At 65.6% G+C, this 18419-nt stretch carries 16 protein-coding genes; 5 read left to right on the forward strand and 11 right to left on the reverse strand.

All coding sequences use genetic code 11. The features are described from left to right. Positions 1 to 28: 28 nt before the first annotated feature. The 5 genes from glgX to glgB all read left to right on the forward strand — a co-directional run bounded on the left by glgX (position 29) and on the right by glgB (position 8333). Positions 29 to 2317: a glycogen debranching protein GlgX gene (gene glgX / locus FOC40_RS07225; RefSeq protein WP_003795160.1), complete on the forward strand. Its 2289-nt coding sequence runs from the start codon at positions 29 to 31 to the stop codon at positions 2315 to 2317. Positions 2318 to 2364: 47 nt separating this feature from the next. Then, positions 2365 to 3465, forward strand: a complete 1101-nt coding sequence (gene trpS, locus FOC40_RS07230) for a tryptophan--tRNA ligase (RefSeq protein ID WP_003795157.1) — start codon at positions 2365 to 2367, stop codon at positions 3463 to 3465. 24 nt (positions 3466 to 3489) lie between these two features. Next, positions 3490 to 3747 carry a hypothetical protein gene (locus FOC40_RS07235; RefSeq protein WP_003792912.1) on the forward strand — a complete coding sequence of 86 codons (258 nt, stop codon included), beginning with the start codon at positions 3490 to 3492 and terminating at the stop codon, positions 3745 to 3747. Positions 3748 to 3931: 184 nt separating this feature from the next. After that, entirely contained in the window at positions 3932 to 5974 is a 2043-nt protein-coding gene (locus tag FOC40_RS07240) for a maltotransferase domain-containing protein (protein ID WP_039929569.1), read from the forward strand. Positions 5975 to 6137: 163 nt separating this feature from the next. Beyond that, on the forward strand, positions 6138 to 8333 hold the full coding sequence (gene glgB, locus FOC40_RS07245) for a 1,4-alpha-glucan branching protein GlgB (RefSeq protein WP_003795151.1): 2196 nt from the start codon (positions 6138 to 6140) through the stop codon (positions 8331 to 8333). Positions 8334 to 8442: 109 nt separating this feature from the next. Here glgB and FOC40_RS07250 read toward each other — a convergent pair whose 3' ends face one another. From FOC40_RS07250 to atpD, 11 genes are all read right to left on the reverse strand, one after another. Then, a complete protein-coding gene (locus FOC40_RS07250) occupies positions 8443 to 8655 on the reverse strand; it encodes a hypothetical protein (protein WP_003795149.1) in 213 nt (70 codons plus the stop codon). A 680-nt stretch (positions 8656 to 9335) separates the two neighbouring features. Next, on the reverse strand, positions 9336 to 10238 hold the full coding sequence (locus tag FOC40_RS07255) for a tetratricopeptide repeat protein (RefSeq protein ID WP_231125985.1): 903 nt from the start codon (positions 10236 to 10238) through the stop codon (positions 9336 to 9338). Between the two features lie 98 nt (positions 10239 to 10336). Further along, positions 10337 to 11335: a hypothetical protein gene (locus tag FOC40_RS07260; protein WP_003795143.1), complete on the reverse strand. Its 999-nt coding sequence runs from the start codon at positions 11333 to 11335 to the stop codon at positions 10337 to 10339. After that, positions 11335 to 12783, reverse strand: coding sequence for a hypothetical protein (locus FOC40_RS07265; RefSeq protein ID WP_003795141.1), 1449 nt, complete (start codon positions 12781 to 12783; stop codon positions 11335 to 11337). Before FOC40_RS07265 ends, FOC40_RS07260 begins: the two co-directional genes overlap by 1 nt. 152 nt (positions 12784 to 12935) lie before the next feature. Continuing rightward, on the reverse strand, positions 12936 to 13178 hold the full coding sequence (locus FOC40_RS10695; RefSeq protein ID WP_165477724.1) for a hypothetical protein: 243 nt from the start codon (positions 13176 to 13178) through the stop codon (positions 12936 to 12938). 50 nt (positions 13179 to 13228) lie between these two features. Continuing rightward, positions 13229 to 14419 carry an N-acetylglucosamine-6-phosphate deacetylase gene (locus tag FOC40_RS07275; protein ID WP_003795137.1) on the reverse strand — a complete coding sequence of 397 codons (1191 nt, stop codon included), beginning with the start codon at positions 14417 to 14419 and terminating at the stop codon, positions 13229 to 13231. Between the two features lie 26 nt (positions 14420 to 14445). Then, entirely contained in the window at positions 14446 to 15552 is a 1107-nt protein-coding gene (locus tag FOC40_RS07280; RefSeq protein ID WP_003795135.1) for a DNA glycosylase AlkZ-like family protein, read from the reverse strand. Continuing rightward, positions 15552 to 16244 (reverse strand): endonuclease NucS, encoded by a 693-nt coding sequence (nucS, locus tag FOC40_RS07285; RefSeq protein ID WP_034512357.1) that lies wholly within the window; start codon positions 16242 to 16244, stop codon positions 15552 to 15554. Before nucS ends, FOC40_RS07280 begins: the two co-directional genes overlap by 1 nt. A 22-nt stretch (positions 16245 to 16266) precedes the next feature. Then, complete coding sequence (locus FOC40_RS07290; protein WP_003795132.1) at positions 16267 to 16671, reverse strand: DUF2550 family protein; 405 nt, start codon at positions 16669 to 16671, stop codon at positions 16267 to 16269. 25 nt (positions 16672 to 16696) lie between these two features. Then, positions 16697 to 16969: a F0F1 ATP synthase subunit epsilon gene (locus tag FOC40_RS07295; RefSeq protein ID WP_003792926.1), complete on the reverse strand. Its 273-nt coding sequence runs from the start codon at positions 16967 to 16969 to the stop codon at positions 16697 to 16699. Then, complete coding sequence (gene atpD / locus FOC40_RS07300) at positions 16969 to 18417, reverse strand: F0F1 ATP synthase subunit beta (RefSeq protein WP_003795130.1); 1449 nt, start codon at positions 18415 to 18417, stop codon at positions 16969 to 16971. Before atpD ends, FOC40_RS07295 begins: the two co-directional genes overlap by 1 nt. Positions 18418 to 18419: the final 2 nt, after the last annotated feature.

The raw sequence follows: 18419 nt of genomic DNA on the forward strand, positions 1-18419 counted from the left end.
ATAAACTGTAAGAAAGAGGCACTTTTTTATGTCCGAGCGTTCCGGCTCGTCCAGCGTCCGCACCGTGCGCGTCACCAAACCTAATCCCGTTCCCACCCGTCTGGGGGTTTTCCCGTCGGGCGACGGTCTCGATGTCGCCGTGGTCGCCAGGGCCGCCTCCGGCGTGGACATGTGCATCTTCGACGAGGCCGGGGCTGAGACCCGCTTCACTCTGCTCGGCCCGAAGACCGGCATCTGGCACGGTCACATCCCCGGATACGGTGCGGGGACCCGCTACGGTTTCCGCGTGCACGGCACCTGGGATCCGGACGGCGGCCAGTTCTATAACTCGCACAAGCTTCTCCTCGACCCCTACGGCCGAGGCCTCGACGGCGTGGTGGACTTGAAGCCTGCGGTCTACGCGCACTGTGTAGATGAGGACCTCTACCCCTCCGAATACCCGCTGCGCCGCTCCCCCATTGACTCCGCGCCGTACATGCCGCGCTCGGTCGTCGTGGAGCCCTCCTTCCCGATCGCTCCGCAGCCTCACGTTCCGTGGGAGACCACTGTCATCTACGAGATCCACGTCAAGGGCTTCACGAAGAACATGCCCGGCGTGCCCGCGGAGCTGCGCGGCACCTACGCGGGTCTGGCTCACCCGGCCTCCGTGTCCTACCTGAAGGACCTGGGCATCACCGCCGTCGAGCTGCTGCCCATCCACGCGAAGTGCGACGAGCCTTTCCTCACCGAACGAGGCCTGACGAACTACTGGGGCTACTCCACCCTCTCCTTCTTCGCCCCCGAGCCCTCCTACGCCACCGAGGCCTCGCGCGAGCGCGGCGCCCAGGCGGTCGTCGACGAGTTCCGCGGCATGGTCTCGCTCCTGCACCAGGCGGGCATCGAGGTCATCCTCGACGTTGTCTACAACCACACGTGTGAGGGCGGCGACGCCGGTCCAACCCTGTCCTGGCGCGGCCTCGACTCCGACATGTACTACCGTCATACCTCCTCGCGTCCAGTCCAGACGATTGACGTGACGGGCACGGGCAACACCATCAACGTGGACCATCCGAAGACCATTCAGATGGTGCTGGATTCGCTGCGCTACTGGGTCCGCGAGATGGGCGTGGATGGTTTCCGCTTCGACCTGGCGGCCACGCTCGGCCGTTTCTCGACGGGCTTCAGCCCCATGCACCCGCTCCTCATCGCGATGGCGACGGACGACGTCCTGGCCCACTCGAAGCTGATCGCCGAGCCGTGGGACGTGGGCCCGGGCGGCTGGCAGACGGGTAACTTCCCGGTGCCCTTCTCCGAGTGGAACGACCACTACCGCGGCGCCCTGCGTAACTTCTGGCTGGCGGACGTGCGCGCCCAGGCCTCGGGCCATGTCGTCTCCGGCCCGAACGACTTGGCGACCCGCCTGTCCGGTTCCCAGGACGTCTTCGAGCACGGCCTGGGCCGTCTGCGCGGCCCCCGCGCCTCGATCAACTTTGTGACCGCCCACGACGGCTTCACGCTCGCGGACCTGACCGCCTACGACCGCAAGCACAACACGGCGAACCTGGAGAACAACCGGGACGGATCGGACGACAACCGCTCGTGGAACCACGGCGTGGAGGGCACGCTTGCTTCGAACGGTACGCACCCGAGCGTCGACACCCCCTATGCGATCCTCTCCGACTTGACGATCGCCGACCTGCGTTCTCGTTCCCAGCGCAACATCCTGGCCACCATGTTCGTCTCCTCGGGAACACCGATGCTGACAGGCGGCGACGAGTTCGGCCGCACCCAGTACGGCAACAACAACGCCTACTGCCAGGACGACCCAATCTCATGGGTCGACTGGGACCTGGCCGAGAGCCAGCACGCGCAGATCGACGCCGTCTCCTGGCTGATCGCCCTGCGCAAGGCCCACCCGGTTCTGCGTCCCGACCGCTTCGCCACGGGCACCCCCCATAACGGTGACACGATCGCCGATCTGTCGTGGTACACCGCCCAGGGCACGCCCATGCCGGACTACGGCTGGACGGACTGGCGCCACCGCACGTTCCAAATGCTGCGCTCGGGCGTGACATGGGGCGACCGCGACGCGCTCATCATCATCAACGCGAACCTGGACAGCGCCGAGGTCACCCTGCCCGAGGGCCATGACCTGGACTGGCTCGTCGCCTACTCGACCGTGTGGGCCACTCCCGCCGAGGGCGGCGTCGGCTCCACGCTCAACCCGGCTGAGCTTTCTCTCGAGGTCGAGCACGTGACCCCGCGTTCGACGCTGACGATCGAGCCTCTCTCCGTCACCATCCTGCTCTCCGACGTGGCGTTCCGGCCCGAGAGCTAACCATTCTTCCATTCCCCCGTCACTCACACATTGGATAGGATTCACGCATGACTCGCAGTGAAGATGCCCTGGAAACCGCAACCTCTGATGCCTCGCTGGCCCGCTCGAAGGCCCGCAGCGCCGAGATCGACCTGGCGATTGACCAGGACCCCTCGCGTTTCCGCATCCTCACGGGTGACCGCCCGACCGGCCACCTGCACCTGGGCCACTACTTCGGCACGCTGCGTAACCGCGTGCTCCTGCAGAACCGCGGCGTTGAGACCTGGGTTCTGGTCGCCGACTACCAGGTGATCACCGACCGCGACGGCGTAGGTCCAATCCGTGAGCGCGTCCTCGGCCTCGTCGCCGATTACCTGGCCGCGGGCATTGACCCTGAGCGCTCCACGATCTTTAACCACTCGGCGGTTCCGGCACTCAACCAGCTGATGCTGCCCTTCCTCTCCCTGGTCACCGAGTCGGAGCTGCACCGCAACCCGACCGTGAAGGCCGAGCTGGAGGCCACCGAGGGCCGCGCAATGACGGGCCTCATGCTGACCTACCCGGTCCACCAGGCCGCCGACATCCTCTTCTGCAAGGCGAATATCGTACCCGTGGGCCAGGACCAGCTCCCCCACCTGGAGCAGGCTCGCCTGATCGCCCAGCGCTTCGACAAACGCTACGGCCGCGCCACCCCCGAGCGCCCCGTCTTCCCCCGCCCTGAGGCCCTCCTGTCCGAGGTCCCGCTGCTGCTGGGCACGGACGGCCAGAAGATGTCGAAGTCGCGCGGCAACACGATCGAGCTTCGTATGACCGCGGACGAGACCGCGAAGATCCTCAAGAAGGCAAAGACAGACGCAGAGCGCCGCATCACCTTCGATCCCGAGGGCCGTCCCGAGGTCTCCAACCTTCTGATGCTGGCCTCCCTGGCCACAGGCGAGGCTCCCGAGGCGATCGCGGACCGTATCGGCGATGCGGGCGCCGGCATGCTCAAGTCCCTCGTCACCGAGTCCCTCAACGAGATGCTCGCTCCCCTGCGCGAGCGCCGCGCTGAGCTCATCGCGAACGAGGACTACCTGCTGTCCATCCTGCACGCAGGCAACGAGCGCGCCAACGAACAGGCCGACCAGACCCTGTCCGAGGTGCGCACCGCCATGCAGATGGACTACTGATCCCACACCTTCCTGGAGATACTCATGGCATACAACCAGTTCCCCGAGCACCCCGACGACTCCGTCGGCTCGTGGATGCTCACGCTGTTCGTCGCCGGCATCCCACTGGTCGGCTTCATCTACATGCTCGTGCTCGCCTTCGGTTCGGGCGGCTCGCCTGCGAAGCGCAACTTCGCGCGCGCCATGTTCATCTGGCAGATCATCGGTGTCGTTGCGACGATCCTGGCGTTCCTCCTCTTTGGTGGTGCGGTCATGGCGGGGCTGCAGAACAGCGGCAGCTGAGCGTTGATCTTCTCAACGGAGGGTAGTTCCTGGACACTCAGGGGCTAGCCTCCGTCTTTTCTGGTGAAATTCCGCCCTTTAGGCCGACAGTTGACATCCTGACAGAACATATGGGCATCGACCTGAGCGCCGAGGCATGGGCCTCACTTTCACGCGCGCGCATCCATAGGCTACTGTGGGTCTCGTGAGCGAGAAACTGTTGCCCCGTATCCCGATCATTGAAGTGTTCCCCGTCATCGAAGACGGCACACTTCCCGCCAAGGCGACCGAAGGCGAGCCTTTCCCCATTCGTGCGACCGTGTTCCGCGAAGGACACGACGCATTCGCCGCCGAGGCTGTCCTGCTGCGCCCGGACGGGGGTGAATACTCCCGCACGCGCATGGTGGACATCGCCCCCGGCCTCGACCGGTACGAGGCCTGGGTGGCCGCCGACACCCCCGGCGCATGGTCCTTCCGCGTGGACTCCTGGTCGGATCCCTACGCGTCGTGGCGCCACGACGCGACCGTGAAGGTCGGCGCCGGCGTCGACGTCGAGCTCATGCTCGAGGAGGGCGCCCACCTCATGGAGCGCGCGGCCGAAGGCACCGCCTACGGCAACCCCTCCCAGAAGCGCCCCCCGGCCTCGGACATTGACGTCCTGACCGACGCGGCGCGCCGCCTGCGCGACACCAGCCATTCCGCCCAGCAGCGCCTCTCCGCGGGCATCTCCTCGCGCGTGCGCCTGATCTTCCGCGACCACCCGCTGCGTGACCTGCTGGATTCCTCCCGCGTCTACCCGCTCGATGTAGCCCGCACGAAGGCCCTGGCGGGCGCATGGTACGAGATCTTCCCACGCTCCGCAGGCGCCTTCCAGCGCCCCGACGGCACGTGGGTCTCCGGCACTCTCGCGGGCGCCGCCAAGGACCTGCCGCGCATCGCCGGCATGGGCTTCGACGTCGTCTACCTGACCCCGATCCACCCGATCGGCACGACGCACCGCAAGGGCAAGAACAACTCCCTGGAGGCCGCTCCCGGCGATCCGGGTTCGCCCTACGGCATCGGCTCCCCCGAGGGTGGCCACGACGCCATCCATCCCGAGCTCGGCGACTTCGACGACTTCGACCGCTTCGTTGAGCGCGCCCGAGGCCTCGGCCTGGAGGTCGCTCTCGACCTGGCCCTCCAGTGCTCCCCCGACCACCCGTGGGTCAAGGAGCACCCCGAGTGGTTCACGACCCGCGCCGACGGCACCATCGCGTATGCGGAAAACCCGCCGAAAAAGTACCAGGACATCTACCCCCTGAACTTCGACAACGACCCGGAGGGCATCTACCAGGCCGTGCGCGACGTCATCGAGCTGTGGATCAACCACGGCGTGACGATCTTCCGCGTCGATAACCCGCACACGAAGCCCATCCCCTTCTGGGAGCGCCTGCTGGCCGACATCAAGGCTCAGTACCCGGGCACACTCTTCCTGGCCGAGGCCTTCACGCGCCCCGCCATGATGCGTACCCTCGGCGCGATCGGCTTCGACCAGTCCTACACGTACTTCGCGTGGAGGACCGAGAAGGAGGAGATCGAGGAGTACCTGCGCGAGGTCTCCGAAGAGACGGCACACCTCATACGCCCGACCTTCTGGCCCACGACGCACGACATCCTCACCCCGCAGATGTGGGACGGCGGCACGGCCATCTTCGCGATCCGTGCGATGCTCGCAGCCCTGGGGGCGCCCACGTGGGGCATCTACTCCGGCTACGAATTCGTCGAGAACGAGCCCCGCGGCACCTACCAGGAACCCAACGACAACGAAAAATACGAGTTCCGCCCCCGCCGCTGGGAGGACGCCGAGCCGATCGGCATCTCGCGTCTCTTCACGCTGCTCAACGCCGCGCGAGCCAAGCACCCTGCACTGCGCCAGCTCCACCAGATCCGCATCCACCCGACGTCCTCGGATCGCCTCATCGCGTTCTCGCGTCAGGTGCCCGGAAAGTTCACGGCAGACGGCAAGCCCGACACCGTCATCTGCGTGATCTCCCTGGATCCGCACAACGGCGTGGACGCCACGGTCGAGCTCGATCTGGAGGCGATGGGCCTGGCCACCCCGGGTGGTCACATTACGGTCGTCGACGAGCTGGACGGACGCTCCTACGTGTGGGGCTCGTCCAACTGGGTGTCACTGTCCCCCGTGACGCGCCTCGGCCACGTCTTCAAGGTCGAGCCCGCGCATTCTTCACCCTGGGCACAGGCCTAACGAGGATCGTGCGCCCGGCGCAACCACGTCACCGCACCGGGCGCACGACACCCCTCCATAACCCCGCCAATATGAGACCCGGCTCCCTTTTTTGCCTGTCAGACGTTAGACTTATTAACACCAGTGAACTGAGCGGTTCACCCTTCTGGAGTAAGGAAAATCCATGAGCTTCGAACTTACGCCGATCCCGGTCAATGACGACATTCTCGACGCCGTTGCCTCAGGCTCCTACTACTCGCCCCACTCTGTGCTGGGCGCCCACCTCGGTGACGACGGCGTCACCATCCGAGTCGTCGCGCACCTGGCCGACGCGGTCGACATCATCACCCCCACCGGTGCATACGCTGCCACGCACGAGCGCGGCGGCATCTGGGTTGCGGCCCTGCCCGGCAAGGAGATCACCGCCTACCGCGTGTCCGTCACCTACGGCGAGGACACGACCGTGCGCGACGATCCCTACCGCTACCTGCCCACCCTGGGCGAGATGGACACCTACCTGATCTCCGAGGGCCGCCACGAGGACCTGTGGAAGGTGCTGGGTGCCCACGTGAAGACCTACACCGACGAGCTGGGCGAGACCACCGGTACCGCCTTCGCCGTGTGGGCTCCCAACGCCCGCGCCGTGCGTGTCGTCGGCGAGTTCAACTACTGGGACGGCACGCAGACCTCCATGCGTTCGCTGGGTTCGTCCGGCGTGTGGGAGATCTTCGTTCCCGAGGTCGGCGTCGGCGCCCGCTACAAATTCGAGATCCAGGGCCCCGGTGGCAACTGGTTCGAGAAGGCCGACCCGATGGCCCGCGCCACCGAGATTCCCCCGGCCACGGCCTCGGTCGTCACCGACTACTTCCACGAGTGGAGCGACCAGGAGTGGATGCAGGCTCGCCGTGAGCGCAACGTGCACGACGGCCCCATGTCCATCTACGAGGTCCACGCGGGCTCCTGGCGTCAGGGCCTGGGCTACCGCGAGCTGGCCGACGAGCTGGTCCCCTACGTCAAGCAGATGGGCTTTACGCACGTGGAGTTCATGCCGCTGGCCGAGCACCCCTTCGGTGGCTCGTGGGGCTACCAGGTGACCTCCTACTACGCGCCCTCCTCGCGCTACGGCACCCCGGACGACTTCCGCTACCTGGTGGACGCTTTCCACCGCGAGGGCATCGGCGTCATCCTGGACTGGGTCCCCGCCCACTTCCCCAAGGACGACTTCGCGCTGGCCCGCTTCGACGGCACCCCGCTGTACGAGGACCCGGACCCGCTGCGCGGCGAGCACCCCGACTGGGGCACCTACGTCTTCAACTTCGGCCGCCGCGAGGTGCGTAACTTCCTGGTCGCCAACGCCCTGTACTGGCTCGAGGACTTCCACATCGATGGCCTGCGCGTCGACGCTGTGGCCTCGATGCTGTACCTGGACTACTCGCGTAGGGACGGCCAGTGGCGGCCCAACCAGTACGGTGGCCGCGAGAACCTGGAGGCCATCGAGTTCATCCAGGAAGCCAACGCGACCGCGTACCGTCGTCATCCCGGCATCATCATGATCGCCGAGGAGTCCACGGCATGGCCCGGCGTGACTGCCCCGACCTCGGGCGGCGGCCTCGGCTACGGCATGAAGTGGAACATGGGCTGGATGAACGACACCCTGCGCTACCTGAGCGAGGATCCGGTCAACCGCCGCTGGCACCACGGCGAGCTCACCTTCTCGCTGGTCTATGCCTTCTCCGAGAACTACGTGCTGCCGCTCTCGCACGACGAGGTTGTGCACGGTAAGGGCTCGCTCATCTCGAAGATGCCCGGCGACAAGTGGCAGCGCCTGGCGGGCCTGCGTTCTTTGTATGCCTACCAGTGGAGCCACCCGGGCAAGCAGCTCATCTTCATGGGCCAGGAGATCGGTCAGGAGCAGGAGTGGAACGAGTCCTACTCCCTCGACTGGTGGTTGCTGGATCAGGAGGGTCACGCCGGCGTCGCGGCTCTGGTGGAGCGCCTCAACAAGATCTACACCTCCTCCCCCGCCATGTGGGACGACGACTACACGGGCTTCGAGTGGATCGACGCCTCGGACGGCGACCACAACCTAATCTCCTACCTGCGTAAGGGATCGGACGATGCGGGGAACCGCGAGGTCGTCGTGTGCATCTCGAACTTCGCCGGCAACCCGCACGAGGGCTACCGCGTGGGCCTGCCCTTCGGCGGCGAGTGGGTCGAGATCCTGAACACGGACTCCGAGGAGTTCGGCGGCTCGGGCGTCGTCAACGTCGGCACGATTATCGCCGAGGACACCCCGTGGAACGGCCGCCCGGTCTCCGCGTCGCTGCGCGTGCCGCCGCTGGGCGCGGTGTGGCTGGTGCCCGCCTCGCAGGCGCGCTGACACCGTAGGCTGATACAAGGAGGCCGGAGCAGGGATTCCTGCTCCGGCCTCCTCTGTTGCCTCGTCGTCAAGGAGCCAAGCTGGGGTACGCGGCAGTATGAACGAGTGTTTAGAAGCCCGCCCTCCCCCGGTCGATCTGCCCCTGCAGCTTGATCAGTTCGCGCCTGGCCTCCGGGTCGGTCTCCCGGTCAATCTTCTTCGTCAGCTCGTTGTGCGTGGAATGCCATCCGTACCACACGACGACTACAACGAAGACGATAGCAATAATTAACCACTTCACCGATTTTACCCCCTCGAACCATAGCCCAACCAAGCCAAGCATCGCGCAATCTGGTAATCCTCATGAGGACGATTCCAGATGTTATAACATGTCCACTCATTGGGGTACCAGTCGACGCAGTGTCCACTCTCCGAGTAGTACGCGCAGTTCTTCAGAATGCCGAGAGGCGAAGCGGCATACACCGAAGCGATCGCCGGCGCAACAACACCAATCATGCCCACGACAAGAAAAAGACTGACGAACGGTCGCATTTTTGTTTTCATGTCAGATAACCCTTCTTTGGACCTCATTGTCACTTTTACTTTAACGAGATATCCTACAGGATGTCAAGACGCTTTCATGACTCACTCTTGAGACTAGATCAGTTTCTCCACACATCGCTCATTTCCCACGCAAACATAATCAAAAGTCACTTGCCAATCACATGACTTTACTTCGCATTCACCGCACCCCTAGGCTTAAACACCACTCACCGCAATAGCCTGTCAGTCCCAGTGTCAACAGAACGCATGTACTCTCATTCCCCTCCTATTACGGGGTTAGGTTTCAGCGGCGTGACGGTTTCCCCTCTCGTTACAACTGCGCGTACCACCGATGGGCGCCGTGTGGCTGGTGCCCGCCTTGCAGGTGCGCTGACGCCGTAAGCTGATACGACGAGGCCGGAGCAGGGATTCCTGCTCCGGCCTGATCCGTTGTGTGCTCGTGGCTAAGACCCGCCGATATCACATGAGGAGCATCGCCAGGCGCGTGCGCGCCTTGGAGACCTCAGGGGATGAACCGGCAACGCGGAAGAGATCCAGGAGACGCAGGCGCAGCGCGTCGCGCTCCTCGGCATCCGTGGAGGCTGCGAGCAGGTCTAGCAGCACGTCAAAAGCTCCGGCGGCGTCGCCCGCGGCGAACAGCGCGTCCGCGTGTGCGGCAGGATCGGTGGCGTCGGCCTGCGCGCTGCGGGCCGCCAGTCGCACGCGGGACAGGTGAGACTTCGCGTCCTCGTCGCGCGGATTCAGCTCGATAACCTTCTGCCAGCCGGCGATGGCCTCGTCGAGGTTTCCTGCAGCCTCGGCGGCCAGGGGTGCCTCGTGCTCGGGCGGGGTGGGGGCGACGGTGTCCTCGGCGGCTACGGCGATACGCGCCGTGACGCCCATCTGCGCTGCGGCGTCCAAAACCTGCGTGACGATGGGGAGCACCTGCTCCTTAGAGGCTGCACCCTGGAAGAGGGGAACGGGACGTCCGCCGACGAGGGCGACGACCGTGGGCACGCCCTGGATCTGGAACGCCTGGGCGATCGCGGGTGCTTGGTCGATGTCGACCTCGACCAGCTGGAATTTACCCGCCTGCTCGCGCGCGATCTCCTCGAGCATGGCCAGAGTGGGCTTGGACTCGAGCGAGCGCGGAGACCACATGACCATGATGACCGGCACGGCCTGGGACGTGGACATGACGTCCTGGAAGTTCTCCTCGTCCGTGGTGGTGATGAGCGGGATGTGCAGCCCTTCCCCCGCTACGGGAGCGGCAGACTCCGCGGGTGTGGGCGCGCTCGCGCGTGCCGACAGGTCGACGGCACCGTGCGAGTCTGCGGGCATGGGCGTCGCCACGGATACGGGACGAGGGTCAGGCGTCGTCATGGTTTCCTCTTCGTCGAACGGTTGTTACTACGAACGATGATATGCGTCGTCCCCACGACTCTAAGCCGCGGGGACGACGTGTGCGCTGTGGGTGAAAATCAGCCCGGGCTCGACGAAGGATCGAGCGTCACGGACACAATGGTGTACTCGCCACCAACGATCTGGGGTACTCCCCCCGCAGTCTTCGACGGAATGCGCATCAGGATCGTCGCCAGGTACTCCGCAGTAGCGGTGCCTTCGACAGTCGTGCCGTCAGCACTCATCGTCGCCGTCTTACCGCCCAGATTCATGGTCGCACCCGCGACCGTGCGCTGGTAGGTCAGCGTGAACGTGAAGTTGGCCGCAACCAGTGCCGAACCGTCCTGGAGAACCAGGCCGGAAATCGGGTAGTCCGTCGCCGTGGCCGCGGCGGTCACGCTACCGGCAGCGCTCACCGAGGAGTTCAGATCAGTGACGTTCGACAGGTAGGTCTTCGTGAAGTCGTCCGCGACAAACTGCGTGGTGTCCTGGGTGCCGGAGTTCAGCATCGTGATGTACTGAGCGAGCGCCGCCTCGGGGCTCACCGTGAAGCCCTCGGAGGTACCGGTCACGTAGGCCGAGCCGGTTCCCACAGGGGGCAGCGTCAGCTGGGTACCGCCCAGGAGGCGCGCATAGTTCGTCAGCTGGTAGTCCGAACGCGCGGAATCCTGCACGTAGACCTGCACCACGGGCAGGGCTGTTGAGGAAGACTCGGAGATGTTGAAGATCGCACGAGGCCACGAGTCGGAGTTCGTGATGGCCAGCGAGGCCGGCGTGAAGTCAAGGGCCTGCGGTGTCTGGCCCGAGGCCTTCGCGTATGCGTACTGGGCAGTGCGGTACGCAAGGGCACCCTGCGAGACGCGTCCCGACAGGTCCGAGGCGTCCATCGACGCATCCGCAGTAGTCATGGCCTTACCGGTCGCGTCGAGCACGGAGGAGATGCGCTCGAGGTCGAGGTTGGCGGCGCTCTGTGCCTCCTCACCCGACTGGGCGACGATCTCGTTCGAACATGCGCTCATTCCCAGAGCAGAGGTCATGAGCAGGGCGGCCGCAGCGGCGGCGAGGGTGCGTCGTTTCATCACTTACCTTCCTGGCGGTCCTTCAGCCAGCCGGACATGATCGAGGTCCAGCCGCCCGTCGAGGACGCGTCGTCATCGGGTGCCGCCGTCGGCGCGGGAGCCTGCTCGGTAGCGCGCGGACGCGTCACCGGGATGAGGCCCGTGTTGAATTCCTGGCCATCGACAACGACGACCTGCTCACCGTTGTTGCGGGCCTCACGCAGCGCGCGGCGCGACGGCAGCGTGCGACCACCACGAATACCGGACAGGTCGATGACGCCGGTATCAGTCGTGGCGCGCTCCGGCGGATCCTGGTCGATCAGACCATTGTCGAGGCCGTGGCGGCCACGACGCTCAAAGGTATCGGTCAGCGGGTCCGGGACGTACTCCTCGGAGATGCCAACGATAGGCTGTGCCTGCTCAGCGTTGTCGTCCGAGGCCTCGGCGGGATCCACGGGGGCCTCATCGGCGGGCTCGGCCTCGGCACTGTCCTCAGCCACCATCTCGTCGGCTTCTGCGACAGGAGCTTCGTCGTCCTCGGCCTCATTCTTGCCGGACGCGAAGGCGGCGGCGCCCCACGTAGGAGCGTTGTCTGCGTGCTGGTCGTCGGCGTCAGCCTCACGCTGCTCCGACTCTTCCACGGAGGGCTCGTCAGCCTTTGCCGGCTCGGATGCCACCACGGCGGCCGGGGCAGCCTCGCGGGCAGCGGCGATGCGTTCGGCGACGGCGGCGGAGTTGATCGAGGAGGTCTCGAGGGAGTCGGCCTTACGGCGCTCTTCGATGCGGGCCTCGCGAATCTTGCGCAGACGCAGGAGCTGCCAGCGCGTGAGGAAGAGCGCGAGGGCAATCAGCGCGAAGATGCAGGCGGCAAGGAACGCGACGATCGCGAGGGTGTTGGTCTGCTCGACCTTCCAGGTCAGCGTCAGCGTGAGGTCGTTGGGGCCAGCGGCCGAGGCGGCGAGAGCGGAACGGCCCGACGGAACGTTCTCGAGCTCCAGGCTCACGGTGCCCTCACCGCTGGCCTGCTTGAACCACATGTCGGAGGAGGCAAGCTGCTGGACCAGATCGGCGGACGACGGCTCCGCGAGGGGCTGCGCACCGGACTGCACGCCCGACTGTGCGCCAGACTGGGCCGGGGTGGGCGACGGGACGCGAGACGGGCCGATCGCATCGTGCGATTCGGCCTTCAGCTTCGTACGGTCGGACTCCACGCCGATGACCTCGGTGTAGGCGGCATCGCCAATCCAGCCCTTGACGTCCTGCGTAGTGCCGATGCTCAGCGTCACGGGTGCACCCGACTTCGACGTCGCCGTGACCGTCACATCGTCCTTCACGATCGACAGCACATTGCCGCGCGTCATGATCAGATCGGTCGAAGACACGACCGACGAGACCTGATGCGTCGGCGGCCGCAGCACGGTCACACCGAGCAGCCCGACGAGCACGCATACGAGAGCCACAACGCCCATCGACGTTGCCGCCACGTATCGCTTAAAGAGTTCCACGGTTGCTCCTCACGTCCAACACCCACACTGCTGGCATTCTTCAGGCTCCACTTTACGTGCTCACCCCGATGACGGCCGAATTCGCACGCGGGGCAGTGATGCATCACATCCGCGCGTCACAGGGGACGCAGTCCTCGCCGCCAGCACTCCAAGTGCCAGTGACGGCGTGCCTCGACTCCCTGAGGCAGGCCAAACGGAGCTTCTTCGGGCCACGCAACCACGTGCGCTGTGCCCACGGGAATCGGGCGCAAGCAGGCCGGGCAGGTGTAAACCTTCTCCGAACCGGGCAGGCGGCGCACCTGATAATCGCCCCCGTCAGGGCCGCGTTCCATACGCGGCACGGAGGCGAGGCGTTCCATCTGCAATGGACGCGCCTCGCCCCACGGTCGTTTCTTGCTACGTTTGCCTCTCACTCAACCACAGTGCCACGTCGCCAGACGCGGCGCACGTCGAGGTCAGAGTCAACCTCGACAATGTCGGCCTTCTTTCCGGCCGCCAGCGAGCCGATCGTGTCGTCGCCCAGAATCGTGGCTCCCTGAGCGGAGGCCATGTACACGGCGTCAACGAGCGGGATCCCGCCCTTGGTGACGGCTACGCGCACGCAGTCCATGAGGTGCGCCGTGCCGCCCGCGATGGAGTTGCCGCGAGCCAGGCGAGCGACGCCGTCCTTCACGATGACGTCCTGGGGGCCGAGCGTGTATTCACCATCGGCCATGCCGGCGGCCGCCATCGCATCGGTGATGAGAACGACGTGCTCGCGGCCGACCAATTCGTACACGTCACGAACGAGGGACGGATCGACGTGGACGGAGTCGCAGATTAGCTCGGCGACGGCACCTCCGCGAGCGGCGTCCGAGAGGAACTCGGCGATCGGGCCGGTGTCACGGTGGTGCAGCGGACGCATGCCATTGAACAGGTGGGTGATCGTCGCACGTGGGCCGCGCTTGGTCTCCACCTGCGCGAAACGCTCGCGCGAGTAGGCCAGGGCCTCGCGAGCCTTCACGGAGTTGGAGTCAGTGTGCCCCCAGGAAGGCAGCGCTCCCCGGTCGATGAGGGCCTCGGCGACCGAGCCGGGGCCGTAGGCATTCGGCTTCTCGGGGGCCAGCGTCATGGACAGTGCGTATCCCTGGCAGTCCTCGATGAGGGTGCGCGTCAGGTCAGCGTCGGGATCGACGATGTAGGTCGGGTCCTGGGCGCCGCAGCGTTCGTGGGAGACGAAGGGACCCTCGAAGTGGATGCCGGCGAGTTCGTCGGCCTTCGCCAGCTTAGCCAGGGTCTTCGCACGCGCACGCAGCACCTCGGCGGAGGCGGTCACGCAGGATGCGACCAGGGAGGTCGTGCCGTGACGGCGATGCTCGAGGACAGCAACGAGAGCGGCCTCGACGGTCTCAGCGTTGGGGAAGGATTCTCCGCCGCCGCCGTGGCAGTGCACATCGACGAGGCCGGGCAGGTAGGTCGAATCGCTGGCCTCGGGCACCTCGCCCTCGTACTCAGAAACGGGACACACACGGGTAATAGTCGCGCCGTCGAACTCGATAATTCCGTCCTCAACAACGGTATCTTCCAGAACCAGACGGCCACGCAACACAGAAGTAGTCATGCATTAATTGTGGCACAAATGACACTTCACTGCTGCGTCTCAAACAACCATTTCTCCCAGTCGCCGAACGCCCGTCGCGCCGATTCCTCATAGGCTCCGCAGCCGTCGGCAGCCACAACCTGGCTGCCGGGAGCACGCACGGCAACCACGCGTCCACCTGCAACAGCAATCGGACGGAACATCCCGTTCTTCGCCGGGCAGATCAAAGCCTCGCCCGCCTCGTCCGTCAGACAGGAACGGTCCTTGTAACCGACATGCAGCTCATCAAACGAGGGCAGCGCGAGCATCGCCTCCGCCTCAGCACGGAAGTCTTCCACGAGATCTGTGAGATCCGCGCGAGCCAGACCGGCTCCAAATGCTGCAAGAGGAAGGCCCATGCTCTCCCCCGCCACGCACGCTCCAGCCAACGCTCGACGCGCTTCGGTGAGAGTCAACCCGGTCCACCTAGCCAGGTCGGCCTCGTCGACGGGACCGTGCCCCCAGGCGTAACGCGCTGCCAGGACCGCGAGGGCTTCTTCGTGTCCGGGCTCTCCTTTCGCGACCCCGGGGGCGGCCGGAAGTGAGCGCGCGTCAACGATCAGGTGTTCACCCGCGCGCACGGGCCCCGCGGTGAGCACACCATCCACATGGAGGCGCATGATGAGGTGTCGGCGCCGTAGCCCGTCCTGTGAGGAAGAAGCCGTCACTGTATCGATCCCATTACTGCCCCACGCCTCGACAAGCTCGGCGCGGCTAACTCCCAGGGGCGAGGTCTCCAGCAGGTCACACGCGACCTGCGCCGCACGCTCGACGAGAGCATCAGTGAGGCCCAGAGAAAACGCCTGGCGTTCCCACGACGCGCGGCGGTGACGCAGCAGTCGGCGCAGCCAATGGTGGTCGCGGGCGCTCGTCACGTGAACGGTGCCGCGCATTGGCCAAGATCGAACCAGCTCACCACGCGCGAACGACTCCTCGACGCGAGCGCGCGACACACCCGCGCAGCGCACGCCAATCGCCCAGGGGATCGCGCTCGCCTGCTGACCTTGCAGTGCCGCCAGATTCTCAACGGCGTCCAGCGGGGAACGCTCTGCGGTCGCAGGGACGAGTCCTTGGGCGATGATTCTCCCCAGGCTCACCCGACGGGATGCCTCCATCAGAAAAGTCGAGACTCGGGGTCATCCACCCCGCGCATCGCGTCGTAGTCCAGCACCACGCAGCGGATACCGCGATCCTCGGCGAGGGTGCGCGCCTGCTTGGTGATCTCCTGGGCCGCGAAAATACCGGTCACGTCGCCCAGAAGCGCATCGCGCCCCAGCAGCGACAGGTAGCGCGTCAGCTGCTCGACGCCGTCGATGCCGCCCCGACGCTTCACCTCGATCGCCACGTGATTGCCGTCGGCGTCGCGCACCATGAGGTCCACCGGGCCCACGGGTGTGGGGAACTCGCGGCGCACCAGCTCCCAGCCCTCGCCAAGGATCTGGGGCACCTGCTCCGCGAGAAGCTCCTGCAGGTGCCCCTCGACGCCATCCTTCACGAGGCCGGGGTCGACACCCAGGTCCTCGGTGACATCCGCGATGATCTCGTGTATGCGGATGATCAGCTTGTCGTCAGTCTTGTCTGCCTGAACCGTCCAGACCTGCTCGACACCCTCCTCGTCCTCGCCGGGATCCCCCATCGAGACCGTGCAGGGAGCCGTCATCCAGTTGAGCGGCTTGTAGGAACCGCCCTCGGAATGGATGAGGACCGAGCCGTCACCTTTGAGCATGATGACGCGCTTAGCGGGATCCAGGTGGGCGCTCAGACGACCGGAATAATCAACGGTACAGGTTGCAATAACAATACGCACCCCGCGAGCTTACCAATCCTGCTCACACGAGGCGCGGAGGACCGGACTCCACCCAGGAGACCAATCCGTAATATGTCAAGCGTTCCACGGCCACCTCGTAACGATGGTCACCATACGCCAGGCGCACTTCGACGACGGAACCGTCCGCCGAGTGCGCGATCGGGGCCGAAACCTCCATGCCCCGACGCGGGATCGAATACACCGGCTTGAAGGACAGCCCCACCAGCCGATACCAGGACAGCTCCTCAACGCCATACACGCCGATGCCGGCCGTCCATCCCGAATGAACGTCCGGGCGCGACCAACAGCGGAACGCCCCCAAACGCGAAACGATCCTGCGGGCGCGCACATTCATGTACGCCCACAGGATCGCCCCCACGCACGCGAGAAGAACCGCACACCAGATCACAATCGTCATCAGGCTCATGAGGTCCTCCTCGCGTTGCGTCGAATTACTGTTCTGCCACTGTAGCGTGGTCGGCCACGACCGTGACGAAATCCGAGTCGACTGAGGCGAATCCCCCCGTGACCTGGAAGGACACGACCTCGTCCGCCCGCGACACCGTCACGGTTCCCTCGCTCAGCTGAGCGAGAAGGGGCTGACGACCCGGCAGCACGCCGAGGCTTCCGTCGACCGTCGGAAACTGGACGGACGCAGCCGCGCCGTGCCACAGGCGTCCCTCGTGGGAGACGACCTCGACCTGCAAGGACTTGCCCGATGCCATCAGGCTTCCTTGGCCAGCTCGTGAGCGTTGCGCTCCAGGTCGTCGATACCACCGCAGTTGTAGAACGCCTGCTCCGGAACATCGTCGTAGTAGCCCTCGGCGATGCGCTTGAACGCCTCAATGGTCTCCGACAGTGGCACGGTCGAGCCGGGCACGCCCGTGAACTTCTCGGCCATGTACATGTTCTGCGACAGGAACTGCTCGATGCGACGAGCACGCGCGACGGTCACCTTGTCGTCCTCGCTCAGCTCGTCGACGCCGAGGATGGCGATGATGTCCTGCAGTTCCTTGTTCTTCTGCAGGATGGCCTTGACGTGCGTGGCGACGTCGTAGTGCTCGCGGCCGACGAGGGCCGGGTCGAGGATACGCGAGGTCGAAGCCAGCGGATCCACGGCGGGGTAAATACCCTTGGCCGCGATCTCACGGGAGAGCTCCGTCGTCGCATCCAGGTGGGCGAAGGTCGTCGCCGGAGCCGGGTCGGTGTAGTCGTCAGCGGGAACGTAGATCGCCTGCAGCGAGGTGATCGAGTGGCCGCCGGCCGACGTAATGCGCTCCTGGAGCAGACCCATCTCGTCAGCCAGGTTGGGCTGGTAGCCCACGGCCGAGGGCATGCGGCCCAGCAGCGTGGAGACCTCGGAGCCCGCCTGGGTGAAGCGGAAGATGTTGTCGATGAACAGGAGGACGTCCTGGTGCTGAACATCGCGGAAGTACTCCGCCATGGTTAGGCCCGTCAGGGCGATGCGCAGACGCGTGCCCGGCGGCTCGTCCATCTGGCCGAAGACGAGGGCGGTCTTGTCGAAAACGCCCGCCTCTTCCATTTCGCCAATGAGATCGTTGCCCTCACGGGTACGCTCGCCGACGCCGGCGAACACGGAGACGCCGCCGTGGTCCTGGGCCACACGCTGGATCATCTCCTGGATGAGGACGGTCTTGCCGACGCCCGCACCGCCGAAGAGGCCGATCTTGCCGCCCTGAACGTAGGGGGTCAGCAGGTCGATGACCTTAATGCCGGTCTCGAACATCTTGGTGCGCGCCTCGAGCTGGTCGAAGGCCGGGGGCTGCCGGTGGATCGGCCAGCGCTCGGTGACCTCGAGGGTCTCGCCCTCTTCAAGGTTCAGCACATCACCGGTCACGTTGAAAACGTGGCCCTTGGTGATGTCGCCGACAGGCACGGTGATCGGGGCGCCGGTGTCGGTGACGGGGGCGCCACGCACGAGGCCGTCGGTCGGCTTCAGCGCGATGGTACGCACGAGGTTGTCACCGAGGTGCTGGGCGACCTCGAGGGTCATCGTGAAGGTCGACTCGCCCTCACCCTGGCCCGCGAGGTTCACCTCGACGGTCAGCGCGTTGTAGAGCGGCGGGATGCGGTCCGGGGGAAACTCGACATCGACGACAGGGCCGACGACGCGTGCGACGCGTCCCTCGGCGATTGCATGTGTATCAGTCATGG

It is taken from the genome of Schaalia odontolytica, from assembly GCF_009730335.1.
In the GTDB taxonomy this organism is placed as follows: Bacteria; Actinomycetota; Actinomycetes; order Actinomycetales; family Actinomycetaceae; genus Pauljensenia; species Pauljensenia dentiphila.